Below are 19266 nucleotides of genomic sequence, written 5' to 3'. Positions count from 1 at the left end.
AACAGGAAATGGGGGATTTTGAAATCCTCCTTTTCTTGCTAGATAAGAAAAGTATTCGACTTTGAGAATTGTCTAGCAATAGCGCCTAGCTTGATTATGAAAGTTATTCTTAGTTGCAATATCAATATAGTTGGGAGGATTTTGAATGAAGGATCATAAAACGATATTCAAAACTGAAGATCAGATTAAATATATAGAAAATAATGATGGACCAACGTTAGCTTATTCCGAAACCTCTGGGGTTACCATCATCCAAAAAGATGGATACTTTTTTAAGGATTTAAACAAAGATGGAAAAATAGATAAGTATGAAGATTGGAGATTGACTCCAGAGGAAAGGGCAGAGGACCTTGCTTCGAAGATGACAATTGAGCAAATTGCCGGACTCATGTTATACAGCAGGCATCAAGCGATTCCTGCAGTAAGTAAAGGCTGGTTTGCTGGTACCTATGGCGGAAAGGCCTACGAAGAAAGTGGTGCCAATCCATGGGATTTAACCGATGAACAAATCGAGTTCCTATCTAAAGATAATCTTAGACATATCCTTGTAACCACCTTAAAAAGTCCTGAAACGGCTGCACGCTGGAATAACAATATTCAGGCTTTTGCAGAAGGGACAGGCTTTGGCATCCCAGCGAACAACAGCTCGGACCCACGCCATGCATCAGATTCGAGTACTGAATTTAATGCAGGAGCCGGCGGTAAAATTTCCATGTGGCCTGAACCGCTTGGTCTTGCAGCTACATTTAATCCAGAGGTAACAGAAAAATTTGGAGAAATAGCCTCAAAGGAATACCGGACACTAGGTATTACAACCGCACTATCACCGCAAATTGATATCGCAACCGACCCGCGCTGGTTCCGTTTTAATGGCACCTTTGGGGAAGATTCACAGCTATCTGCAGATATGGCTCGTGCTTATGTGAACGGTTTTCAGAATTCTGCGGGTGATAAAGAGATTTCCGAAGGCTGGGGTTATGAAAGCGTTAATGCCATGGTAAAACATTGGCCGGGAGGCGGTTCTGGCGAGAGCGGCAGGGATGCCCACTATGGATATGGTAAGTATGCTGTTTATCCAGATGGTAACTTTGAGGAACATTTAATTCCTTTTACAGAAGGTGCTTTTAACTTACCTGGGAAAACAAAAATGGCTTCAGCAGTTATGCCATATTACACAATCTCAGTCGATCAGGATCCTTTGAATAAAGAAAATGTCGGTAATTCATACAATTCGTATTTAATTAATGATTTACTTCGAAAAAGATATGGTTATGACGGTGTGGTCTGTACGGATTGGATCATCACTGCCGATGAACCTGAGAACATTGATACCTTCGTGGGCGGGAAGCCATGGGGTGTCGAAAATCTAACCGTAGCCGAGCGGCATTATAAATTAATCATGGCAGGTGTCGATCAATTCGGAGGAAATAATGAAGCTGGTCCCATTTTGGAAGCTTACCAAATGGGCGTTGCTGAACACGGTGAGGAATTTATGCGCAAGCGCTTTGAGGAATCGGCCGTACGTCTATTAAAAAATATCTTCCGTCTTGGATTATTTGAAAATCCATATTTGAAAGTAGAGGAAACTTCTCAAGAAGTCGGGAAACCAGAGTATATGCAGGAAGGATATGATGTGCAGCTTAAATCAATCGTGATGTTGAAAAACAAGAAAAACATCTTGCCATTAAGTAAGGACAAGGTTGTCTATATCCCTAAAAAATATACACCTGCCGGTAAAGATTGGTTTGGTAATCCAACACCTGAAAAATTTGAATACCCAGTAAATATCGATGTGGTTAGGAAATATTTCAATTTGACAGATAACCCTAAGGAAGCAGATTTTGGTCTCGTCTTTATAAGTACTCCAAAGTCTGGAACAGGCTATAGTCATGATGATGTGAAGGAAGGGGGTAATGGGTATGTACCAATCAGCCTTCAGTACAAACCTTATACAGCGACCTACGCCCGCGAAAAAAGTCTTGCTGGAGATGCACGTCCGGGTGACGTTTTAAACCGATCATACAAAGGAAAAACGGTGACACCAAGTAATACAACGGATCTGGATATGGTAATAGAAACAGTTGAAGTCATGAAAGGAAAACCGGTTGTTGTTTCGCTCCTACTATCAAATCCGACTGTTGTAGAAGAATTTGAAGGCAAAGTAGAGGGGATTATTGCGAATTTCGGCGTACAGGATCAAGCGATTTTTGACATTTTAACGGGCGGGGTGGAGCCATCAGGTCTTCTGCCAATGCAAATGCCGGCTAATATGAAAACAGTCGAAGAACAATTGGAAGATGTTGCTCACGACATGGAATGTCACGTTGACACTGAGGGAAATGTATATGACTTTGCCTTTGGTCTAAATTGGTCTGGCAAGATTCAGGATGAAAGAACCGAAAAATATCAAAATATCAAATAAATAGTAGGCCTTGGTAAATATAGCAGAGCTCCATTACCCCAACTTGAATAAATATAGGTCCTTGGGTAAATGAAAGGCCGGTTCATTGCCCGAGATGAGATAAAAGGAGCTCGCTGGGTAAATGAAAGGCCGGTTCATTGCCCGAGATGAGATAAAAGGAGCTCGCTGGGTAAATGAAAGGTTGGTTCATTGCCCGAGATGGGATAAAAAGGAGCTCGTTGAGTAAAACAATTATTTATAGGTGGGGAGAATAGTGTCCAACGAACGTTATTTAATACTAAATGCGGATGATTTTGGAATGTGTCATTCAACAAATGAGGCAATCAATACACTCCTTACAGAAGGCTCCATTACTTCTGCAAGTCTCATGATGACATGTCCTTGGACATTGGAAGCCGTCCGCCTCATTAAACAAAATCCATCAATGGACGTTGGGATTCATTTTACCCACACATCCGAGTGGGACGTTTACAAATGGGGGCCGCTAAAAACAAATATGTCTACCCTAGTTGATGAAAAGGGGTATTTTCCTGCAGATACACAAACGGTTATAACACATGCGGATCCAGAACAGCTTCGCGAAGAAGCGATTGCTCAGATGGAGTTTGCGCTTAAGTTAGGGTTAGAGCCCACCAACATTGATAATCACATGGGAAGTATGCATCATGTCATGGACATTCTGTTAGACCTTTGTGAAAAGTATCAATTGCCATTAAGATATGCCAAACAAGGTCACTCGTTCAGAAAGCAGGGAAATCATGAAGAAATTATCGCGCTTGCAGAAAAAAAGGGGATTCAATTGCCTGACTATATAGAAATGTTACCCTTTTTTGTGCCCGCGGGAAAAGAACCAGCCTATCAAATCACCAAAGAGGCGGCCATTAATTGTATACGTTCATTAAAACCAGGTATAACCGAATTAGTTTTTCATCCTTCCTTGGATACCAGCGAATTAAAAGGCATCACGGAAACTTGGCCTATGAGGCGGTTTGAATTTGATGTATTTCGGGACAAAGAAATCCAAGAATTACTGCGATCAGAAGAAATCCAACTAATAAAATGGCGTGATTTGCGTAATCGACAAAGACAAATGTGATGAAAGAAGCCCGAAAATTGGACGCATGGAATGAGTCCAATTTTTCGGGTTATTTTATTTTATTGGAGGTTTTTGAACTTGAAAAAGATAAGAATAGGTTCCGGAGCCGGATATGCAGGAGACGAATTGAACCAGCGATAGACATTATTAAAAAGGGAAACTTGGACTATATTATTTTCGAATGCCTGGCTGAAAGGACCATCGCACTTGCACAACAGCAAAAACTTCTCGATCCAACAAAGGGTTATAATGAACTACTAGAATATCGTATGGAAAAGATACTCCCTTTATGTATTGAAAAGAATGTAAAGATTATCACCAATATGGGGGCAGCCAACCCTTTGGCAGCCGTAAAAGCAACCCAAAGGCTTGCAGAACAATTGGAAATCAAGCAGCTCAAGATAGCAGCAGTTCTTGGGGATGATGTTTATCACAATATTGAAAAATACTTGGATTATAAGGTAATGGAGACAGGTGAAAAGCTTCGCTATATTCAATCTCAAATGGTATCGGCCAATGCCTATATTGGAGCAGAAGGCATCGTACAAGCTCTAAAAGATGGGGCAGATATCGTCATTACAGGCAGGGGTGCGGACCCATCTCTGGTTGTTGGACCTTTACTATATGAATTTGGCTGGGATGTTCATGATTACGATTTATTGGGAAAAGGGACACTTGCCGGTCATTTATTGGAATGTGGCTCACAGGTGATGGGAGGATATTTTGCAGATCCTGGTTATAAAGAAGTACCTGATTTATGGAACATTGGCTTTCCAATCGGAGAAATTGATGAAAAGGGCGATATATTAATTACCAAGCTGGAAGAGGCAGGGGGGATGGTTACTCCTGAAACCTGTAAAGAACAAATTCTATATGAAATCCAAGATCCTGAAAACTATTATACACCTGATGTAATAGCAGATTTTTCAAGGGTGGTTGTACAGCAACTTGAGAAAAATAGAGTATTAATCCAATTTGCCAGTGGTAAAGAAAAGACAGGTCTTCTAAAAACCAGTATTGGATATAAAGAAGGTTACATTGGTGAAGGAGAAATAAGTTATGGCGGTACTGGTGCCTTGGAAAGGGCTAGGTTGGCCGGAGAGATTGTTAAAAGACGGGTGGAGAATTGCGGCCTGCCAATTGATGAATTAAGGATCTATTTTATTGGGGTCAATTCACTTTATCAAGACACTTTAGGCGAGATTTTGTATGATGGCAAACAAGATTTTAAAGAAGTACGATTAAGAGTTGCAGCTAGGACGCAAACAAAGGAGGCTGCAGATCAAATTGGAAACGAAGTAGAAGCACTCTATACGAACGGGCCTGCAGGGGGCGGAGGAGCCAGAAAGTTTACCAGAGAAATAATTGCGATAGGATCCATTTTAATTCCAGAAACTGATATAAACCTTGAAGTAGTTTATGAAGAGGTGAAACTATGAAATTAAGGGAAATCGCCCATTCAAGAACCGGAGATAAGGGAGATATTTCTGTGATATCCGTCATTGCCTATGATATGGAAAACTATGAAAAAATAAAAGAACAGGTAACTGCTCAAAGAATAAAAGACTGGTTTAAGGAAATTGTTCAAGGCAAAGTGACAAGATATGAGATACCAAGTTTAGGAGCATTGAATTTCGTTATGGAAAAGGCTTTGGGCGGGGGAGTTACCAAGTCAATAGCAATCGATATGCACGGAAAAAGTTTAAGTTCAGCGCTGTTAGAAATGGAGATAGCAGATTAGATTTTTTAGAATATTTACAAAAAAATAGAATTGGAGACAATGAATATGGCCTTAATTGAAATGAAATTTTTTTCTCAAGTATTGGGAATGTCTACAGCAATGAACATCATACTGCCAGAGTCAAATTTTCATCAAACGATAGATTACAGCAAACCTTTTAATTTTCAAACGCTTTATTTACTGCATGGAGGAACGGATGATCATACAGCTTGGACAAGGCAAACAGCTATCGAACGGTATGCACAGGAACATATGGTTGCTGTGGTTATGCCTAATGTGGATTTAAGCTATTACACAGATATGGTTCACGGAAAAAATTATTGGACCTTTATTACAGAAGAAGTTCCACTCATTGCACAAAGATATTTTCCATTATCCGATACAAGAGAAGATAATTTTGTTGCTGGTTTGTCTATGGGGGGGTATGGAAGCTTTAAATGGGCGTTGAAAAAGCCTGAAATGTTTATGGCAGCTGCCAGTTTCTCCGGCACACTTGATATGCCCAATTTGCTAAGTAAACTGCATCCTGCCATGCAGCCAATCAGGGAAAAAGCTTTTAATGAGATATTTGGAGATTACGCTAATTTGGCAAATGGAGAGGAAGATTTATTGTTTTTAGCCACACGTGCAAAGGAAGCACAAACAAATCTGCCATTATTATATCAATGCTGCGGCACCGAAGATTTTACCTATGATTTGAACAGCAACTTTAGAAACCATGTAAGGAATTTAGGATTGGAACTTCACTATGAAGAGGGGCAAGGAGGACACACTTGGTCGTATTGGGATATGTGTATTCAAAAAACCCTAGCTTGGTTCCCTTTAAAAAGAAAGACAGTTTAATGTTCGATAATAATCAATAAAGATAATAGATTGATATAAAAGTCGGAAAATTTAAAATTATTGGTCGTATTTTTAGTAAGTGTGCCTTTAGATTCTCTTTTAGAATGAATTTAAGAAGGAGATAATATCAAATTCTTAAATTAAATTTTTGATAGCGTTTTCAATAGAGGTGCTATCAAACAAAAATAAGGGGGAAAACGATGGGTAAGGGTAAATTTTTTGTCAGATTTATAGTGGTCATCCTGTCAATTTTTTTAATTCTGACAGGATGTTCCTCGAAGCAAAGCAGCACTGCTAGTAAAGGGGATTCTAATGGAAAAGGCGAACCATATCAACTGACAATGGCATACCTGGCCTTTACTAAAATTGACGATTTGCCATTGGTTCAAGAAGAAATCAATAAAATTACCAAGAAAAAGATAAATGCAACGGTAAAACTAATGCCAATTAACGGCTCAGCTTGGTCGCAGCAATCTAACCTGCTGCTTACAGGAAATGAAAAACTAGATTTAATCGTATCCTCATCATTCTTTGGCTATAACACATCTGCAGTCAAGGGGCAATATCAACCCTTGGATGATCTTCTTGAAAAATATGGGAAAGGTATTTTGGAAGCCGTGCCTAAGACGCTTCTAGAAGGAGACAGAGTGAACGGAAAACTCTATGCGGTACCAAGTGCAAGAGATTGGGGCGTTGATTATGGTTTTGTTATGAGAAAGGATATTGTGGATAAATATAACATTGACCTTTCTCAGGTAAAATCATTTGCGGATTTAGAAAAAGTGTTCAAAGTTGTCAAAGAAAAAGAACCAACTTTATCCCCAATTGTTAATACAGGTGCCATAACACCGGCGAGCGTCTTAAATGGCGGAAAGTATGATGTTCTTGGTGATGGCTTGGGCGTCATGTCTTTTAAAGACAAAAAATTTATCAATATGTTTGAAGATCCAGATTATATGGATTCAGTAGCACTAACAAGAAAATGGTTCAAAGCTGGGTATGTCATGAAGGATGCAGCAACATCACAAGAAGCAGCAGCTAATATCGTAAAAGCAGGAAAAGGGTTTGGTTATTTTTCACATATGAAGCCAGGGTTTGAAATACAGGAACAAGGAATCACAGGGCATGAAATGGTAGCTGTTAGATTTACAGATGTTTACGCATATACTGATTCTGCCACATCCTTTGGGATGTCCATTGCGAGAAACAGCCAAAATCCGGAAAAAGCAATGGAGCTTATGAACTTATTTTACACTGATAAAGATATCATGAATTTAATAGCGAATGGAATTGAAGGGAAGCATTACGTCGTTAAATCAGATGGAACTATTAAATTACCGGATGGTGTTAAAGAATCTAAATATGTTTTCGGTCAGTGGGAAATTGGTAATAATTTTCTAACTTATCCTTGGGAAGGAAACCCGCCAAATTATTGGGAAATCTTTAAGAAGCATAACGACTCTGCTATCTTCTCTCCAGCTTTTGGTTTTACGTTTAATCCAGATCCAGTAAAAACAGAAATCGCCGCAGCAACAAACGTACTCAATCAATATAAAGTAGGGATTGAATCAGGTACATTAGATCCGAATAAGAGCTTACCAGAATTCAATAAAAAGCTGAAACAGGCAGGTTTGGAGAAAATCATTGCTGAGAAACAAAAGCAATATGATAAGTGGAAAAAATAAGTAATTAAGATGGATAGGGAGCTGGATTTTTCTCCAGTTCTCTTTTTTTTATAAGTCTACTAATACGATTCATCATAATATAAAAGTTAATAGAGGAGTTGGAAAGATAGATGTTGTCATTTCAAAACTTACAACCATTATTGAAAAGTTTTGTAGAGAAGGGTCCTGTAGGCTGTTCTTGTGCTGTAATCCACGATGGTGAAAAGGTATTTGAAGAGTACATCGGCTATGCGGATTTGGAAACGCAAAAACCAATTAGATCTGATACGATTTTTCGAATCCACTCTATGTCAAAAATCGTTACATGTACTGCAGCTTTAACTTTATACGAACGAGGAAAGTTTTTACTGAATGATCCACTTGAGGAATATTTGCCCGAATTTAAAAGTCCTCAGGTCTTTCGGATCAGTAAAGAAGGAGAACAGGAAATTTTGCCTGCGTCGAGGCAAATTAGGGTCAAGGATCTGTTCACAATGACATCAGGGCTGAGTTATAGCTGGGGAACGACGGAACAGGAAAGCCGGGTAAAGGAAGTAGAAGAACAATTAAATAGCCAAGGGGATTTCACGAAAGAAACCTATATTCGAGCCCTTTCTAAAGCACTAAGTACTATTCCGATTGCATTTGATCCCGGGACTGCCTGGAAGTATGGATATAGTCACGATGTTTTAGGCGCTTTAATTGAGGTCATATCCGGAAAGACTCTTGGTCAATTTCTAAAAGAAGAAATCTTTCAGCCTCTATCAATGAAGAATACATTTTTTAATCTGCCCGAAGAGAAAAAAGATTATCTAGCCAGCTTTTATATTCGAAATGAAGAAGGTAAGCTAATTAAAAGCTTAGATATGTTTCCGAAAGTTGATACACGTTTTGAAAGTGGAGGAGGAGGACTATTCTCTACTCTAGGTGATTATAGTCAATTTGCCCATATGTTAGCCAGTGGAGGGGAATTGAATGGTAATCGAATTATAGGAAGGAATACAATCCAACTAATGTCAACTAATCATTTAAACTCACAGAACTCTTCGGATTTCAATTGGGATCGTTTAGCAGGTTATGGCTATGGTCTTGGAGTGCAGGTTATGATAGATCCACCAACGTCTGGAAGCAACAGTCCTGTTGGTGAATTTGGCTGGAACGGGATGTCAGGAACATGGGTAACTATTTGTCCTAAAGAAAAACTTTCAGCAGTTTATATGCAGCAGATGTTGCCAAACCTTGAGGATTATCAACAGCCAAGATTACGGTCTGTTATTTATGGATCATTATAAGTCAATAAAATAATACTTTACACAAGTCTTGAGTGAATGCTCAAGGCTTTTTGCTTTACTAGTAGGTTTTAAGTATACGACGCTATTGACGACCGAGCAAAAGAAAAAAGAGAGCTGAGGGTAGTCCATGGACGCTATTAACGACCGAGCAAAAGAAAAAAGAGAGCTGAGGGTAGTTAATGGACGCTATTGACGACCGAGCAAAAGAAAAAAGAGAGCTGAGGGTAGTTAATGGACGCTATTGACGACCGAGCAAGAGAAAAAAGAGCGCCGAAGGTAGTCAATGGGCGTTATTGACGACCGAGCATGAGAAAAAAGCGCCTAGGGGGTAATTAATATAGGACTTTTGAATGAATTTGATGACAATTTATTTAAAGTTTTTTCATAATTTCAAAAATAAATCATGTATAATATGATTTAGTAGTTTGTAAGGGATTACATCAGGAGGGCTACCTATGCGGACGATAAAGCCTATTATTAACTCGTTACTGTTTAAACTCTTTTTAAGTGTGTTTTTAATTATTGGACCACTAATCGTTGTTCACATTGTAAATAACTATTATGCGGTAGAAGTGATAAGGAGTCAGGTAGCCCAGTCGAACAAAAATATGCTGAATATTTATATGGACCAAATCGACAAAGGGTTGGAAGGTGTCGGAAAATATATTTTTCAAATCACGCAGAATAATACCGATTTATATTTCCTTCAATATAATGACACCCTAGATCCCAATGATTATGAGGAAGCAAAAATACGTTTATTTAATTCGATTACCAATCAGTCTTACTTATACACTTCAATCGATTCAATTTTTATCTATTCGGAGGCTTATAAGGATCTATTATTTACACAAAATTCTTCAGATAATTATTTTGCTCGATATAAAGCAAGAGATGAAATTTATCAGTTACTCGAGAAACATCCAGAGGAGCTTAGAGAAGGCAGATGGAATATCTGGAAAGGGGCAAAAGATTATTACTTGATTCAATATTATAACGTTGATGGAGTATATGTTGGCGCCTGGGTGAATATGGACAAACTTATTACACCGTTTAAATATATTGATTTTGGAGATACAGGAAGAGCCTTGCTGGCAACTTCCAGCTTTGAACCCATTACTAATAAGACCTTTATTAAGAAGGAAAAAATAGATTTAACGATTAAACAGAAAAAGTATATCATAACTGGGGAAAATGATCGGTTTGTATTAATGAAGAAAAAATCATCACAAGCTAATTTTTATCTCGCAGCATTGATTCCTGAGAAAGAAATCCTAGAGAAACTTCCATTTTTACAAAGAATTTCGTCGTTAATAACTATATTAGCAGTATTGTTTCTACTATTTTTTATCTTTATTATGAGAAAAGTTTTTCTACAACCTATCAATCGAATTGTCTCCGCCATGAAGAAGCTGAGAAAAGGAGATTTGGATATTCGTCTTCCTGCCAATCGGAATTCGACTGAGTTTCGGGTGATGAATGGAACCTTCAACCATATGGTCTCTGAGATTAAGGATCTAAAAATAAATGTGTATGAAGAAAAATTAAATTTGCAAAAAGCAGAATTAAAGCATTTGCAGCTGCAGATCAACCCGCACTTTTTCCTTAATTCATTAAATATTATTTATAATTTGGCGACAGTAAAGGATTTTGCAGTCATTCAAGAGATGGCTAAATGTCTGGCTAATTACTTTCGGTTTATGTGTCGCAGTAATTCCTATTTTGTTAAATTAGAAGATGAACTAAAGCATACGGATAATTATTTGAAAATTCAACAGCTTCGTTTTCCTGAATCCTTTAAATATGATATTGTATCACCGTCAGAATTTTTAAAATGCAAGATTCCTCCACTTGTCATACAAACAATTGTCGAAAATTCAATTAAACATGCCTTTAATCTTGATGATCCTCTTGATATTTTAATAGTGGTAATGAAAGACGATGACCCTGAGTATTTGAACATTAAAATTCAGGATACAGGAGAAGGTTTCCCAGAGGATGTTTTATGCAGTTTAAGAGAAGAAAAATCATTGACAAATGAGGAAGGGGAGCGAATGGGTATTTGGAATATTAAACAAAGATTGAGCTTGTTATATCAAGAAAAGGCAACCATATTATTTTTCAATGAACTGGGCAGGGGAGCAACAGTCCAGATACGAATTCCTAACGAATTAATCTAAGATAAAAAGGTGGCATGGTTATGAGTCAATTTCATGTACTTATCGTTGATGATGAAATTCATTCCATTCGAGGTGTACAAGCGGGTGTTAATTGGGAAAAGCATCATATCACATCAGTTTATACCGCTAATAACTTAAGACAAGCCCAAGAAGTGTTTTTAAATCAAAAGGTTGATTTGTTATTATGTGATATTGAAATGCCTAAAGGCTCCGGCCTGGAGTTATTAAAGTGGGTTCGTGAACACTACTCTGAAACGGAAGCTATTTTTTTAACCTGCCATTCAGACTTTTTCTATGCGAAACAAGCCTTGCAATTGAAAAGTTTTAACTATTTACTTAAACCAGTGGACTATCAAGAACTGGAAGATGTGATTCATGATGCATTGGAAAAGATCAAAAAAGATCGAGAAGCAAAAATGGTAGAGGAATCTTATCTTCGATTAAAAAAGTCTCACCATTCCGTTATGCAAGAACGGTTCTGGTTAGATCTTATTCATCAAGCTTTCCCCGCAGCAAAAGAAACAATTGAAAAACAAATGAAGTGTTATCATTTATCTTATACAGATCTGAATACTTTTCTGCCTATTTTATTTCATGTTCAAGAATGGAAAGAGATTCTGTCGGTACATGAAGAAAAGGTGAGCGAATATGCTTTGAATAAAGCTCTTGCTGAGATTATCGAAAAAAATAATATGGATGGGTATGTCCTTAATTTAGAAGTTGGTTATGTCTTAATGATTATTGCTTTGGAAACCCCCATCAATTTAAAAGAGTTTAAGGAAAATTGTAACCAGTTTATTTTGGAATTTGCTCAGTTTTTTTTATGTGATCTTTGCGGCTACATAGGTAATCAGGTTCCTATTGAGGAATTAGTCGGAATGGTCCAAATCCTGCAGGAATTTGATCGAAATAATGTTACCGAAAGTAATAAAACAATGGTCTGTTACAAAAATAAAAAAGGTTTGGGGTCTTCACCATTGCTTCCTACTGCTGATTGGACAAGTTTAATGAAGAGTGGCCCAAAAGAAAAATTTTTAGATGCTATTAATCATTATTTTACCAATTGGAAAAAGTCAGATGAAAATATAATCGCCCAATCATTGCATTTATTTTATCAAGATTTTTTGCAATTAGTCTTTTATGTTCTTCAGGTAAAAGGAATTCAAGCCAATAAAGTTTATTCTCAAAATCTGCTAACTGAAAAGCCAAAAAGAGTATTGAAATCTTTAAACTCACTCCATAATTGGGTCATTTATATAGCAGATGTAGCCATGGACCAGCTTCATTTGCCTCAAGAAAAAGGATCAGTGGTGGATATAGTGAAAAAATATATTCATGATCATCTTGGTGAACAAAGGTTAACTCGTGAAGATATTGCCAATTTTGTTTATCTGAATCCGGACTATTTAACAAGATTATTTAAAAAACAAACAGGGTTGTCCATATCTGACTACCTACAGCTGCAGCGGATTGAATACGCTAAAAAACTATTAATAGAAACAAATTTGCCTGTAAGTGAAGTAGCATTATCTGCGGGATATTCAAATTTCTCCTATTTTTCTACTATTTTCAAGAGGTCAACAAAATTAAATCCGATGGAATATCGGAAAAAGTCGATATTTTCAGAAAAGTCGTTATAACAAAAATGAAAAGTCGTATTTTTAGTAAGTGTTTTTTTATCCCATCCTCTATACTAAAAATAGATTCATGATAACGGTTTCAAATAAGGTTAACATGAAATCACCTAGATAATAAGGGGGAAAAAAGGATGAAGCAGTTTAAGAGATTCACACGTTTTTTACTGTTCGTCATGTCTGCTGCTTTAGTTTTAGCTGGCTGCAGCTCGAAGGAAAGTAGTACTAGTGAAGGATCAGGCTCAAAGGGCCAGCCTTATCAAATTAATATGGCATACTTAACCTTTACAGAGATGGAAGATCTGCCATTAGTACAGGATGAAATAAATAAAATCGTTAAAAAGAAGATTAATGCCACTGTAAAATTAGTACCAATTAATGTGGCGAATTACCAACAGCAAACGAACTTAATGCTTACAGGGAATGACAAACTAGATTTGGTCGTGACCGGAGCCAATTTAGGCTATAGCACACAGGCCACAAAAGGCCAGCTTCTTGCATTAGATGATTTGGTTAAAACACATGGCAAGGGAATTTTGGAAGTCGTACCTAAACGTCTTTTAGAAGGTAACAAGGTGAATGGTAAAATGTATGGTATTCCAAGCATGCGTGATTGGGGTTCCTATTATGGATTTATCATGAGAAAGGATATTGTCGATAAATATAAAATCGATCTTTCTCAAGTCAAAACATTTGCTGATTTGGAGAATGTTTTTAAAATCGTTAAAGAAAAAGAACCAACTTTAACTCCGGTTGTAAACACAGGACGCATATCGGTTGCTTCTATTATTGCAGGTGGTAAGTTTGATATTCTAGGGGACAACCTTGGAGTAGTATCCTTTAAAGATAAAAAAATCGTCAATATGTTTGAAGAACCAGAATATGTTGATGCTGTCAAGTTAGCAAGAAAGTGGTTCCAGGCTGGCTATATTATTAAGAATTCAGCTACCTCACAAGACGTCGCTGCTAATATTGTTAAGGCAGGCAAAGGGTTTGGATATTTTAATCACATGAAACCAGGTTTTGATGTTCAGGAAAAAGGAATCACAGGATATGATATGGTATCTGTTAAATTGACGGATGTGTATTCATATACGGATGCAGCAACAGGCTTTAATATGTCCATTGCTCGAAACAGCCAAAATCCGGAGAAGGCAATGGAATTAATTAATTTACTCTATACCGATAAAGATATTATGAATTTATTAGATAATGGTATCGAAGGGAAGCATTATCAAGTCAAATCTGATGGTACTATTAAATTGCCTGATAATGTCAAGGAATCCAAATATGTGTTTGGTCAATGGCAGATTGGGAATAATTTCCTAACCTACCCTTGGGAAGGAAATTCTGCAAATTACTGGGAAGTTATGGAAAAACATAATAATTCTGCAATTTTCTCTCCTGCGTTTGGTTTTACATTTAACCCAGATCCAGTGAAAACAGAAATGGCCGCTTCAACAAACGTAATTAATCAGTATAAATTAGGGATTGAATCGGGCACTTTGGACCCAGAGAAGAGCTTACCAGAGTTTAATAAAAAGCTTAAAGCAGCAGGTCTAGATAAAATAATTTCTGAAAAGAAAAAGCAATTCGAAGCTTGGAAGAAAAAGCAATAAGGAACAGAGAAAGAGAGCTAGTGGATCTAGTTCTCTTTTTTTATAGAAGCATAGAAGCATGGGGACGGTTCTTCTGCTTCCACCTATTCCAGAACCAAGTATTGAAAATATATTCTGAAAAGTCGGATAAACAAAAATAAGAAGTCGTATTTTGGATAGTTTCAGAGTTTCTAGTCTTATAAAATAAAATTATAAGTTGGAATGATAGTTCTTTGTAAGCGCAAACATTTTCACGTAACGAAGGGGGAATAGGGATGTCAGAAGTGACAGTAAGGGAATTAGAAGCAGGGGTCCAAGCGGTTCCTGCGAAAAAGGTAAATGCCAGGCGGATAAGATTAAAAAGGGCTTTACCACTTTTTATCATGATGGTACCTGGATTGGTTTACTTATTGATCAATAATTATTTGCCAATGTTTGGTCTTATCATTGCTTTTAAAGATATTAACTATGCTAAAGGGATCTTTGCCAGTGATTGGATTGGTTTTAAAAACTTTGAATACTTGTTTAGCACACGAGATGCGTTTGTCATTACTCGCAATACCATTCTTTATAATGGCGGCTTTATTATCATAAATACCGCAATTGCGATAGCTGTGGCGATTATGCTAAATGAAATAAAAAATAAGTTGGCAAAAAGCTTTTATCAGAGTGTCATTCTTTTGCCATTCCTAATCTCAATGGTTATCGTCAGCTATTTGGGTTTTGCCTTCCTTAGTGAAGATGTTGGTTATTTGAATAAAACCATTTTACCAATGCTGGGTCTGGATGGTATCTCTTGGTATAACGAAGCCAAATACTGGCCATATATTTTAACCTTTATCCATATGTGGAAGGGCGTAGGGTTCTTATGTGTTATTTACCTAGCCGCTATTATCGGGATTGACCAAGAATATTATGAAGCAGCCACTTTAGATGGAGCGAATAAATGGCATCAAATTATTCACATTACGATTCCTTCCATTATGCCAGTTATTATTATGATGACTTTATTGGCAATCGGCCGCATTTTCTACTCCGATTTCGGACTGTTCTATCAAGTACCAATGAATTCAGGTGCTATCTATGATACCACCAATGTTATTGATACGTATGTGTATCGGGGTTTAATGCAGCTTGGGGATATCGGTATGTCGGCCGCAGCCGGTTTGTATCAGTCCATTGTCGGATTTGTACTTGTATTATTATCGAATTATCTCGTTCGTAGAAAAAGTAAAGACAATGCATTATTTTAAAATTGGAGGTGGAAAAGGATGTATAAATCTGATCGAATTACACAATGGGTATCACATATCGTTTTAATTATACTTGCGGCAGGCAGCATCATACCTTTTATCATTCTTTTGTCTTCTTCCCTGAGTGATGAAGCATCCATTCTGAAGGAAGGGTATTCCTTTATCCCGAAGGAAGTAAGTTTTGCGGCCTATGATTATCTATTCGCTAATTCTTCAAGTATTTTACGGGCTTATGGTATTACGGTATTTGTAACGGTATTTGGAACTTTTGTAAGTTTGGTAATGACATCGTTTTTGGCTTACGGTCTTTCACGACGTGATTTACCTTTCAAAAATGTGTTTGCTTTCATCGTTTTCTTTACCCTATTGTTTAACGGCGGACTTGTTCCAACGTATCTTGTCTATACGCAGGTGTTCGATATCAAAAATACAATCTGGGCATTAATCGTTCCAGGGTTACTCATGAACGGATTTAACGTTTTATTAATGAGAACATTCTTTATGACTTCGATACCGGAGCCAGTAATCGAATCAGCACGGATGGATGGTGCAGGTGAATTTAGAACATTCTTTTCGATCATTCTGCCGCTTTCCCTCCCAATCCTGGCTACAATTGGCCTACTACAAACCATTATTTATTGGAATGACTGGTTCAACGGACTTGTCTATATTACAGAACCTTCATTATTTAGTATTCAAAACATCTTGAACAGGATGTTGTCGGATATTCAATTCTTAGCGACAAGCAATTTAGGTTCTAACACAAGTACGGCGGCTGCACAAGTTCCTACTACAGCTGTAAGGATGGCGATTGCGGTAATCGGTATCCTGCCGATACTCATCGCTTATCCATTTTTCCAAAAGTACTTGGTAAAAGGAATTGCTTTAGGCTCAGTTAAAGGATAAGTATATCACTCTATAAAAAATGGAGGGCTGGTTGAATATCGATAGTCCTCCAGTATTATCACGGTATCGAGATAAGGAATCAAAAACAGGAGAAACAGGCAAGGGGGAAATGTTAAATGATAGGTTTTATGCGGGGATTTTATAGTATTTCGGAGTGGATCCTAAGGTTTGCTTATGTGAATGTTCTTTGGATTTCATTTACCTTGCTTGGTTTTGTTGTTTTTGGTTTTTTTCCGGCCACACTGGCTATGTTCACGGTGGTACGTAAATGGGTATTGAAGCAGACTGATATTCCAGTATTTAAAACGTTTTGGTTCACTTATAAAAAAGAATTTGTTAAAGGGAACCTATTAGGACTCATAATCGGCCTATCTTGTTTTTTCATGTACTCAAACATAAGAATAGTCGAGGCAACCACGGTACCGACATTCAAATTACTTTATGTCCCCAATGTTATTATCATAATCTTATTTTTACTTACTCTATTATATATTTTTCCGGTGTTGGTTCATTTTGATGTTCGCTTGAAAGAGGGAATTAAAAATTCATTTGTTTTAATGACCATAAATCCAATCCCAACCTTTAGTATGGCTACTTTGACTGGGTTCCTCTGTTTCATCTTTATTAAAATACCCGGAGTCCTCCCGTTTTTTAGCGGTAGTATTATAGCATTTTTACTTATGTGGCTAAGTAATTATGTTTTTGTAAAAATGAATAAAGCCGCGGACTTCTCGGAAAAAAAGACCAGAACAGAAGCGTATTAATTCCATGAGAGACAATAAAAGAGAGCTGAAGAGATAGTTCTCTTTTATATTAATAAGCATATTTTACATATCTTTTCCTAATAAAGTCTAAAAATCTCTTAGAGAAAGGGGATAACACTTGAAATGAGTTATTCACCAAAAATGAAAATGGGTAAGATCCTGGCAAATAAAAATGCCAAAGCAGTTTTGCTAAAATATGTGCCACAATTATTGGAACCTACTGAATTCCCGATTATGTTTGTTAAATTAAATACGTTGGAACAACTAATTTCGCGGCTGCCTGAGTCTTTACGTCAAAAGGATATTGAAGAAAAACTGTATTCAGAGTTGGCTGCTATAGAAGAGTTAGAAGAAGAGACTGGTTACTTTGCACCGGCGTCTAATTATGAATCTGAGTCAGCAATTTTGGGATCGGCCAAAGTGTCTATACCTAAAGAAGTAGAGAAATGGTCCGTATTTGAGGTGGAACTTCATGGCCCAGCTCACGGCAACCCTTTTACAGACGTCACTTTGGAAGCAGAATTTATCTGTAATGGAGAGAAACGCTATAAGACTCTTGGATTCTATGACGGGGAGGGTATCTATCGGATCAGATTTATGCCGGGTATTGAAGGAAGCTGGACATTTAAAACAACGAGCAATGCACGGTCACTGACCGGTATTGAAGGTGAGTTTACTTGTGAAAGTCCCTCTAAGGAAAACCATGGTCCTGTCCGGGTAAAAAATACATTTCATTTTTCGTATGAGGATGGAACACCATACGTTCCAGTAGGAACCACTTGTTATGCATGGGTTCACCAAGAGGAAAAATTAATTCAACAAACATTGAATACATTACAGGCTTCACCATTTAATAAAATACGAATGTGTGTGTTTCCTAAATCCTATCAATTTAACTCTAATGAGCCTTTATTCTATCCTTTTGAAGGTTCTCTTGAGGAAGGATGGGACTTTACACGTTTTAATCCAAAGTTTTTTCAGCACTTAGAACAAAGGATCGCAGATCTTGGCAATCTAGGAATTGAAGCCGATCTGATCCTGTACCACGCCTATGACAGGTGGGGATTTGCAGAAATGAAAAAGGCGGAAGATGATCGCTATTTGAGATACCTCTCCGCTCGTCTTTCAGCTTATCGCAATCTTTGGTGGTCATTAGCAAATGAATATGACTTAATGTGGGCTAAAGAAATAGAGGATTGGGAGCGATTCGCTCAGATTATAACGGAAAATGACCCTCACCATCACCTTATTTCTATTCATAACTGTTGGGGATTCTATGATTATTCACGGCCTTGGATTACACACTGTAGTGTTCAACGAATTGATGTATATAAAACATCGGAAAATACGGACGACTGGAGAAAACAGTGGAATAAACCAATCGTGATCGACGAATGTGCCTATGAGGGAGATATTGACCAAGGATGGGGAAATATCACTGGGGAAGAAATGGTACGCAGGTTTTGGGAAGGTGCAGTCAGAGGTGGTTATGTTGGACATGGCGAAACGTATCTCCATCCAGAAGATATTTTATGGTGGTCCAAAGGTGGACAGTTACATGGAGACAGTCCAAAGCGAATTGGTTTCTTGAGGCGGATAATGGAAGAGGGGCCGCAAGAGGGATTGAATCCATTAGAGACCGCTTGGGATGCACCTTCTGCGGGAATTCCTGACAAATTTTATTTATATTATTATGGCTTTAATCGACCTAGTTTCAGAGAGTACCGGATGAAACCTGGCATTCAGTATAAAGTGGACGTAATTGATACCTGGGATATGACGATTAATGAACTCGAAGATGTTTATGAAGGGAAATTTAGAATAGAACTTCCTGGTAAACAGTATATGGCTGTCAGGATGACTAAAATATAAC

At 37.5% G+C, this 19266-nt stretch carries 14 protein-coding genes; all 14 read left to right on the top strand.

The genetic code is table 11. The annotated features are described in order from the left end of the window. Positions 1 to 145 precede the first annotated feature (145 nt). The 14 genes from COD92_RS06210 (at position 146) to COD92_RS06145 (ending at position 19265) form a co-directional block, all read left to right on the top strand. A complete protein-coding gene (locus tag COD92_RS06210; RefSeq protein ID WP_098995942.1) occupies positions 146 to 2422 on the top strand; it encodes a glycoside hydrolase family 3 protein in 2277 nt (758 codons plus the stop codon). A 253-nt stretch (positions 2423 to 2675) separates the two neighbouring features. Then, positions 2676 to 3518, top strand: coding sequence for a polysaccharide deacetylase family protein (locus COD92_RS06205; protein WP_098995941.1), 843 nt, complete (start codon positions 2676 to 2678; stop codon positions 3516 to 3518). A gap of 17 nt (positions 3519 to 3535) precedes the next feature. Further along, on the top strand, positions 3536 to 4957 hold the full coding sequence (locus COD92_RS06200; protein WP_255295247.1) for an acyclic terpene utilization AtuA family protein: 1422 nt from the start codon (positions 3536 to 3538) through the stop codon (positions 4955 to 4957). After that, the gene (locus COD92_RS06195) at positions 4954 to 5259 is read left to right on the top strand and encodes an AtuA-related protein (RefSeq protein WP_098995940.1); all 306 of its coding nucleotides are present in this window, start codon (positions 4954 to 4956) and stop codon (positions 5257 to 5259) included. The genes COD92_RS06200 and COD92_RS06195 overlap by 4 nt, the downstream gene beginning before the upstream one ends. Positions 5260 to 5304: 45 nt before the next feature. Then, positions 5305 to 6102 carry an alpha/beta hydrolase gene (locus COD92_RS06190; protein ID WP_098995939.1) on the top strand — a complete coding sequence of 266 codons (798 nt, stop codon included), beginning with the start codon at positions 5305 to 5307 and terminating at the stop codon, positions 6100 to 6102. Between the two features lie 200 nt (positions 6103 to 6302). Further along, positions 6303 to 7787, top strand: coding sequence for an ABC transporter substrate-binding protein (locus COD92_RS06185; RefSeq protein ID WP_098995938.1), 1485 nt, complete (start codon positions 6303 to 6305; stop codon positions 7785 to 7787). A gap of 110 nt (positions 7788 to 7897) precedes the next feature. After that, positions 7898 to 9058, top strand: a complete 1161-nt coding sequence (locus COD92_RS06180; RefSeq protein WP_098528485.1) for a serine hydrolase domain-containing protein — start codon at positions 7898 to 7900, stop codon at positions 9056 to 9058. A 455-nt stretch (positions 9059 to 9513) separates the two neighbouring features. Continuing rightward, positions 9514 to 11238 carry a sensor histidine kinase gene (locus tag COD92_RS06175; RefSeq protein ID WP_098528486.1) on the top strand — a complete coding sequence of 575 codons (1725 nt, stop codon included), beginning with the start codon at positions 9514 to 9516 and terminating at the stop codon, positions 11236 to 11238. Positions 11239 to 11258: 20 nt separating this feature from the next. Continuing rightward, positions 11259 to 12878 (top strand): response regulator transcription factor, encoded by a 1620-nt coding sequence (locus tag COD92_RS06170; RefSeq protein ID WP_176550391.1) that lies wholly within the window; start codon positions 11259 to 11261, stop codon positions 12876 to 12878. Positions 12879 to 13006: 128 nt separating this feature from the next. After that, positions 13007 to 14491, top strand: a complete 1485-nt coding sequence (locus COD92_RS06165; protein ID WP_098995936.1) for an ABC transporter substrate-binding protein — start codon at positions 13007 to 13009, stop codon at positions 14489 to 14491. Between the two features lie 362 nt (positions 14492 to 14853). Beyond that, positions 14854 to 15723, top strand: coding sequence for an ABC transporter permease (locus tag COD92_RS06160; RefSeq protein ID WP_098528577.1), 870 nt, complete (start codon positions 14854 to 14856; stop codon positions 15721 to 15723). 18 nt (positions 15724 to 15741) lie between these two features. Continuing rightward, complete coding sequence (locus COD92_RS06155) at positions 15742 to 16629, top strand: carbohydrate ABC transporter permease (protein ID WP_098528489.1); 888 nt, start codon at positions 15742 to 15744, stop codon at positions 16627 to 16629. 116 nt (positions 16630 to 16745) lie between these two features. Beyond that, a complete protein-coding gene (locus COD92_RS06150) occupies positions 16746 to 17393 on the top strand; it encodes a YesL family protein (protein WP_098528490.1) in 648 nt (215 codons plus the stop codon). A gap of 123 nt (positions 17394 to 17516) precedes the next feature. After that, a complete protein-coding gene (locus COD92_RS06145) occupies positions 17517 to 19265 on the top strand; it encodes a DUF5605 domain-containing protein (RefSeq protein ID WP_098995935.1) in 1749 nt (582 codons plus the stop codon). Position 19266 lies beyond the last annotated feature (1 nt).

The organism is Bacillus sp. AFS037270 (assembly GCF_002585305.1).
Note: the sequence above shows the minus strand (reverse complement) of the source record. Positions and strands in the feature narration are given on the sequence as shown.